The sequence below is a fragment of the Pseudonocardia sp. genome (genome assembly GCF_035305885.1).
GTDB lineage: Bacteria > Actinomycetota > Actinomycetes > Mycobacteriales > Pseudonocardiaceae > Pseudonocardia.
Window position 1 is genome coordinate 68,363 of sequence record NZ_DATGOP010000011.1, and the last position, 6,301, is coordinate 74,663.

Genomic DNA, 6,301 nt, shown 5'->3' on the forward strand with positions numbered 1-6,301 from the left:
GGTGGAGTTCCTACGGTACGGCCATGGATCAGATGCTGCGCCTCGATCTGGGCGTCGACCGGCTGGTCACGGGCCTGCACGAGGTGACGGAGGCGTTCGCGGCGGCGGTCGAGGGCCTCGACCCGCAGGCCACGGTGCCCACGTGCCCGGAGTGGCGGGTACGCGACCTCGTCGGCCACATCGGGCAGGCGTACCGGTGGAGCGGCGAGCTCGTGCGCAGCCGGGCGGCGGCGCCGACCCCCCAACCGCGCGCCGCGGAGCTCGGCCCCCCGCGGGAGTGGGCGGGCTGGCTGCGCGAGAGCACCGACGACCTCGTCGCCGCCGTCACCGAGGTGGGCCCGGAGACGGTCGTGTGGACGTTCCTCGGCGACCGACCCGCGCGGTTCTGGCTGCGGCGCATGCTGGCCGACTCGGTGGTGCACCTCGCGGACGCCGCAGCCGCGGCGGGCCGGCCGTTCGCGGTCGCCCCTGACCTCGCGGCCGACGCGATCAGCGAGGGGCTCGAGCTGATCGCGGCGGCGGGCGCGGCCGCGCTGAAGCCCGACCTGGTCGAGCTGCGCGGCGACGGCCAGACGCTGCAGTGGCGGGCGGGCGACGCCGCCCCGGGCTGGTTGATCACCCGCGGGCCCGGGGGCGTGACGTGGGAGCGCCGGACCGCGGACGCGGACGTGGTGGTGGCCGGGCCCGTGGCCGAGCTGCTGCTGGTGTTCTCCCGGCGCGCCCGGCCCGAGGAGGCCCGGGTCGCGGTCAGCGGCGACCGGGCGCTGCTCGAGCACTGGCGGGCGCGCACGGTGTTCTGAGCCGCGCACCCGGTTCCCGGCGAACGGCGGGGTTCAGCGGCGCGGCAGGCCGAAGCGGCGCCGCGTCGCCGCCTGCAGCTCGGCCGCCCGCGCCTCGACCTCCGCGTCGTACTCGTCGATCCGCGCCGGGTCGGCGCGGCGGTCGGGGGCCGGGCGGGGCCGCAGCTTCATCCACGACTCCACCCACAGCGCCTCCAGCGCGGCCTCCCAGTGCAGCTCCACGCCGAGGCGGGTGAGGCCGGCCCGCTCCTCGGCGTGCGCCATGGCCTCGCCGAGGCCGACGAGCTCGCGGTTCAGCGCCGCGGCCCGCTTCCGTTCCCGCTCCCGCAGCTCCTCGGCCGCCGCCGCGATCCCGGCGACGACGTCCTTGTACTCGCGCGCCGCGCTCACGGGCCCTCCTCCAGCGACGGCACGATGACCACCTCCGGCTGGGTGTGCTGCGCGCGGTCGAACAGCAGGCCGCGCCCCGGCCGGGGCGACCACGTGACGAACATGCCGGGCACGAACGGCTGCACCTCCGAGCCCTGGACGTCGAGGGCCACCCACGCCCCCAGGTCGTCGGGCGAGGCGCCCATCATGAGCAGCGCCTTCAGCCGGGCGGGGCTGCGCCACCAGCCGAGCACGTGCACCCCGGTCTCCGGGCCGAAGTGGATGACCTTGCGCAGCGCGTCCGTGCCCGCCCGGTCGAGCGCGGTCTCGGCGGCGTCGGCGGCGTAGAGCACGAACGCCACCGGGTGCCGCGAGGCGGTGCCGGCCAGCCGCTCGGTCACCTCCTGCGCCATCGCCTCCACGCGGGCCCGGAACCCGTCGAGCCGGACGGTCTCCACCCGCTGCCCCGCGCGGACCACCCGCTCGGCGAGCCGCTCGGCGGGGTCGACCGCCTCCGCGGTCAGCGGGGCGACCACGACGTCGAGGGTGTCGCGCGGGTGCTGCTCGGCCAGCGACGCGGCGGCGGCGCCGAGCACGTCGACCGCCTCCCGCCCGATCGACGCGAGCACGCCCAGGTTGCGCCCGGGGACGTCCGGCATGCCGACCGCGGCGGGGCTGCCGGCCACGTCGATGCACTGGCCCACCACGGCACGCGGCAGGTCGCCCGCCGGCAGCGCGGCGAGCAGCTCGGCCAGCCGGGGCGAGCGGCTGCCGTCGAACAGCCGGGGCTCGGTGGCCTCTGCGCCGTAGATCTCGTGCAGGATCCGCTGCACCTCGTCGACCGACCCCTTGCCGGTGGCGTCCGGGATGCGCACCACCTCGTTGCCGTGGGTGATGCCCGACTCGTGGTTGATCACCGCGTGCCAGCGCGGCAGGCCGAGGGTGGCGTCGTTGAGGTCGGCGAGCACCCGCCGCGCGCGCGGGAGCGCGATCCGCAGCACGAACTGCTCGAAGATCGCCGGGCGCCCCCAGAACGCCTCGATCCCGGACACGTCCTGGCTGGCCAGGACCAGGTGGATGCCCTGGGAGCGGCCGCGCCGCGCCACGTCCTCCAGCAGCAGGGTGGCCTGGCGGGTGACCGCGTCGCGTTCGGCGAACAGGTACTGGAACTCGTCGATCACCGCGACGATCCGCGGCCAGCGGCCGCGCGGGTCCTCGCGGCGCAGCTCCTCGAGCTTCGTCACCTCGTGCGCCTTGGCCGCCTCGGCGCGCCTGCGCATCTCGTCGGAGAGGAACTGCAGGAGCGCGAGCCCGAACTCGCGGTCGGTGTTGATGTTGACGCCGATCAGCCGCGCGTGCGGCAGCCAGGTGCGGTCCCGCCGCCCGGGCGCGAACTGGGCGAACGAGACCCCCTCCTTGAAGTCGAGCAGGTAGAACTCCAGCTCGTCCGGCCCGTAGCGGGCGGCCATCGAGCTGATCATGGTGAGCAGGAGGTTGGTCTTCCCCGAGCCGCTCGGGCCGCCGATCAGCGCGTGCGGGGACGCGTCGGCCAGCGTGACCTGCGCGGGCATCCCGTCGGCGAACCCCACCGGCGCCCGCAGCCCGGCGACCGACGAAGACGTCCCCCACTCCTCCCGCGCGGGGAGGAGGTCGGCGAACGTCGCGACCCGGCTGCGCCAGCGCTCGTGCTCGTCGGCGATGGCGTGCGCGGCACGGGTGACCTCGGCCTGCGGCAGCGGCGGGTCCGGCTCCACGGTGACGTGCGGCCCGGTCATCGACGTGGTGGCGAGCCCGCCGTCGTCGACGCGGATCGTCTCGATCGGCGCGTTGACCGTCATCGGCACGTCCAGCAGCACCAGCTGCACGCCGCACGCGGGCCCGTCGCGGGCCACGCGCTGCAGCTGCCGGTGTTCGGTGTCCTTGAGCGCCGACCGGTTGCCGAGCAGCACCGCGACCACCCAGGGCTCGGTGCGCCCGCCGGTGGTCTCGGCCAGCGCCCGCAGCGACGGGTGCCCGTCGACCAGGACCCGGGTGTGGACGCGCCGGATCCGGTCCGACAGCTCCCCGAGCAGCTCCTCCAGCATGCCGGGGTCGTGCACGGTGAGCAGCCCGGTGCGGGTGAGCGGGTACAGGCCGGGCAGCGACCCGGTGAACCGGCCGACGTCCCAGACGTGCAGCTGCACCACCCCGGGCCGGAAGGTGCTCATCACGCGCAGCAGCAGGTTCTCCACCAGGGCCTCGGCGCGCAGCCGCCCGTCGTGGGTGGAGGTGATCTGCAGGTGCGACTCGTCGAGCAGCGGCACCGCGACCGGGAACCCCGGCTCCGCGCCACCGACCCGCCCGGTGCCGATCCGCCACAGCGACGGAACCGGGCCCGCCCCGTCGACCTTGCCGACCTGGCCGAGCCACTCGTCGGGGTCGTCGCCCGCCGGGCCGGGAGCGGACTCGGCGACGATCTGCTCGAGCCGGCGCGGGCCGGTGGCGAGCCACTGCTCGAACGCGGCCGCGCGGTCGCGCCGCACCCGGTCGACCACCCCGGCCAGGGCCGGGTTGATGAGCAGCCCGCGCAGGCCGGGGTCGACCTCGGCCGCGTCGAGCCCCTCCTCGCGCAGCCACATCTCGACCATCGCCTCGGCGTGCGCGCGCACCGCGGCCTCCCGCGCCCCCTCGGCGGCACCGAGGGCGCGCGCGACCGCGACGCACAGCGCGTCGAACGCACCGGCGATGCGCTCCTGCCGCTTGCTGCGCCCGCGTACCACGTCGCGCCTACAACCTGGCCTGGATGGCGTCGACCGCGACCGCCCCGCTGTTGATCAGCCCGAGGCCGCGCTCCAGCTCCTGCTCGGCCTGCAGCAGCTCGGCGGGGACCAGCGGCTCGGAGTGCTGCTCGCCGAGCTCGTCGAGCACGGCCTTCGCGTCGGCGATCCGGGCGCGCGCGACCCCCGCCTGCTGGTAGGCGCTGCCGAGCTGCTCGGCCACCCCCGCCAGGACGGCGCGGATCTCCCCCAGGTCGGTCACAGCCGGTTGGCGACGCCCTCGGACGCCTGGATCGCGGCCTGCACCTGGCCCTGCACCTCGCTGATGCTGCCGACGGCCTGGGCGAGCAACCCGTTCGCCTCCGAGACGTCCGCCTGCGTGCTGCCTTCCGTCACCTGCTGCAGCGCGCTCTGCGCCTGTTGGAGGGAGGAATGCGCCTGCTGCAGCGCACCGAGGCTCTCCGAGGCCTTGTCGTTGGCCAGCGCGATGCCGGCCCGGACCTCTTCGATGCTCGCCATCTCTCCTGCAACTCCCCGTCGTGACCGAGCCCAGTCGTACGGTGGGAATCTAGCCTCGATCCGGCTACCCGCCGCGTAGGGCTCGCTACCGACTTGCCCCCTTTTTCCGCATCAGCCCCGAACGGCGTCATCGGATCGGCTCAGACCATCCCGAGCAGCATCACCGACATGGCCGCAGCGGTGACGAGCTGCCCCCCGGCCGCGAGCCTGGGATCCGCCAACGGGTGGGTCCGCAGGGTCGCCGGGGCGGCGCCGGGCCCGAGGTCGGCCCGGCGGCAGCGGTCGGCGCAGCGCAGCGCGTGCCAGGCGAAGTAGCCGGTGAGCGCCAGCGCGGCCACCGACGCGACGCCGAGGGCGCCCGCCGCCCCGCGCCCGTGCGCGCCGTGCCCCGCGGCCAGCATCAAGAGCATGGCCGCGCAGCCCACGGCGTGGTGGCCCGCGTCGCCCGCGAGGGTCCTGCCGCGCACCGCCCCGGCGCCGAACCACACGAGCCCGAGCGCGAACACCACCGTCCACACCGGACGCGGCAGCGGGTCCCCGAGCGGGGAGAACATCGCGGCCATGCCGACGGCCATGGCGGCGTGGCACAGCTCGCCGGGGATGCGCGAGCGCACGACCACCACCCGCGCCAGGTGCACCAGACCGCCGCCGAGGCAGGCGATCGAAACCAGACCGAGCACCCACCCCGCTACCGCCATGCATCGCCCCCGGCTCGATTGGAGCGGACCAGGAAAAGTGAAACAAGCGACAATCGTTTCCGCCATGACACGAGCGCGTGACGGGATCTTCACCGCCCCGATTGGGTCTTGCGGCGCGACCGGTCGGCGTTCGAAGGTGTCCCCTTCTGGGCGATGACATCGGAGGTCTGACGATGGCGGGAGAGTCCCGGGTGGTGCGCGCGGCGCTGTTGCAGGCGAAGTGGACGGGTGACACCGCCTCGATGATCGATGTCCACGAGAAGTACGCGCGCGAGGCCGCCGAGCAGGGTGCGCAGATCATGGGATTCCAGGAGGTCTTCAACGCGCCGTACTTCTGCCAGGTGCAGGACGCCGAGCACTACAAGTGGGCCGAGCCGGTGCCGGACGGGCCCACCATCCAGCGGATGCAGGCGCTGGCCGAGGAGCTGCGGATGGTGCTCGTCGTGCCGGTCTTCGAGATCGAAAGCTCCGGCAACTACTACAACGCCGCGGCCGTGATCGACGCCGACGGCAGCTACCTCGGCAAGTACCGCAAGCACCACATCCCGCAGGTCAAGGGCTTCTGGGAGAAGTTCTACTTCCGCCCGGGCAACCTCGGGTGGCCGGTGTTCGACACCGCCGTCGGCAAGGTCGGCGTCTACATCTGCTACGACCGCCACTTCCCGGAGGGGTGGCGCGCGCTGGGCCTCGCCGGAGCCCAGATCGTCTACAACCCCAGCGCCACCAGCCGCAGCCTGTCGTCCTACCTGTGGAAGCTGGAGCAGCCCGCCGCGGCCGTCGCCAACGAGTACTTCGTGGCCGCCATCAACCGGGTCGGCGTCGAGGAGTACGGCGACAACGACTTCTACGGCACCAGCTACTTCGTCGACCCGCGCGGCCAGTTCGTCGGCGACGTGGCCTCCGACCGCGACGAGGAGCTCGTGGTGCGCGACCTCGACCTCGGGCTGATCGACGAGGTGCGCCAGAACTGGGCGTTCTACCGCGACCGCCGCCCCGACGCCTACGGCCCGCTGGTGCAGGCATGAGTAGCCCTGTGTCAAGCCGTCGCGTGTTGATCTCGGTTGAGGGCTTGTGCGGCGCCGTGTCGGGCGGGGTGGTAGGGGGTGTTGGTCTGCCAGCATTTCCAGATCACGTGCAGCCAGGCGCGGGCGAGGATGCG

7 protein-coding genes are annotated in these 6,301 nt (G+C 74.3%); 2 read left to right on the forward strand and 5 right to left on the reverse strand.

The genetic code is table 11. The features are described 5' to 3' along the window. Nucleotides 1-23: 23 nt before the first annotated feature. The gene (locus VKZ81_RS02085) at nucleotides 24-800 is read left to right on the forward strand and encodes a maleylpyruvate isomerase family mycothiol-dependent enzyme (RefSeq protein ID WP_324239647.1); all 777 of its coding nucleotides are present in this window, start codon (nucleotides 24-26) and stop codon (nucleotides 798-800) included. Nucleotides 801-833: 33 nt separating this feature from the next. Here VKZ81_RS02085 and VKZ81_RS02090 read toward each other — a convergent pair whose 3' ends face one another. The 5 genes from VKZ81_RS02090 to VKZ81_RS02110 form a co-directional block, all read right to left on the reverse strand. Further along, the gene (locus VKZ81_RS02090; protein ID WP_324239648.1) at nucleotides 834-1,190 is read right to left on the reverse strand and encodes a hypothetical protein; all 357 of its coding nucleotides are present in this window, start codon (nucleotides 1,188-1,190) and stop codon (nucleotides 834-836) included. Then, nucleotides 1,187-3,928 carry an FtsK/SpoIIIE domain-containing protein gene (locus tag VKZ81_RS02095; protein WP_324239649.1) on the reverse strand — a complete coding sequence of 914 codons (2,742 nt, stop codon included), beginning with the start codon at nucleotides 3,926-3,928 and terminating at the stop codon, nucleotides 1,187-1,189. Before VKZ81_RS02095 ends, VKZ81_RS02090 begins: the two co-directional genes overlap by 4 nt. 7 nt (nucleotides 3,929-3,935) lie before the next feature. After that, entirely contained in the window at nucleotides 3,936-4,187 is a 252-nt protein-coding gene (locus tag VKZ81_RS02100) for a hypothetical protein (RefSeq protein ID WP_324239650.1), read from the reverse strand. Further along, on the reverse strand, nucleotides 4,184-4,444 hold the full coding sequence (locus VKZ81_RS02105) for a hypothetical protein (RefSeq protein ID WP_324239651.1): 261 nt from the start codon (nucleotides 4,442-4,444) through the stop codon (nucleotides 4,184-4,186). The genes VKZ81_RS02100 and VKZ81_RS02105 overlap by 4 nt, the downstream gene beginning before the upstream one ends. A gap of 140 nt (nucleotides 4,445-4,584) precedes the next feature. Next, nucleotides 4,585-5,142: a DUF5134 domain-containing protein gene (locus VKZ81_RS02110; protein ID WP_324239652.1), complete on the reverse strand. Its 558-nt coding sequence runs from the start codon at nucleotides 5,140-5,142 to the stop codon at nucleotides 4,585-4,587. Nucleotides 5,143-5,315: 173 nt separating this feature from the next. Here VKZ81_RS02110 and VKZ81_RS02115 point away from each other — a divergent pair, with 173 nt between their 5' ends. Next, nucleotides 5,316-6,167, forward strand: a complete 852-nt coding sequence (locus tag VKZ81_RS02115; protein ID WP_324239653.1) for a nitrilase-related carbon-nitrogen hydrolase — start codon at nucleotides 5,316-5,318, stop codon at nucleotides 6,165-6,167. Nucleotides 6,168-6,301: the final 134 nt, after the last annotated feature.

Bases quoted from the DNA above. Each gene is read 5' to 3' on its own strand.
- VKZ81_RS02115 (WP_324239653.1), top strand. From the start codon at position 5,316: ATGGCGGGAGAGTCCCGGGTGGTGCGCGCGGCGCTGTTGCAGGCGAAG.
- VKZ81_RS02085 (WP_324239647.1), top strand. From the start codon at position 24: ATGGATCAGATGCTGCGCCTCGATCTGGGCGTCGACCGGCTGGTCACG.
- VKZ81_RS02110 (WP_324239652.1), bottom strand. From the start codon at position 5,142: ATGGCGGTAGCGGGGTGGGTGCTCGGTCTGGTTTCGATCGCCTGCCTC.
- VKZ81_RS02105 (WP_324239651.1), bottom strand. From the start codon at position 4,444: ATGGCGAGCATCGAAGAGGTCCGGGCCGGCATCGCGCTGGCCAACGAC.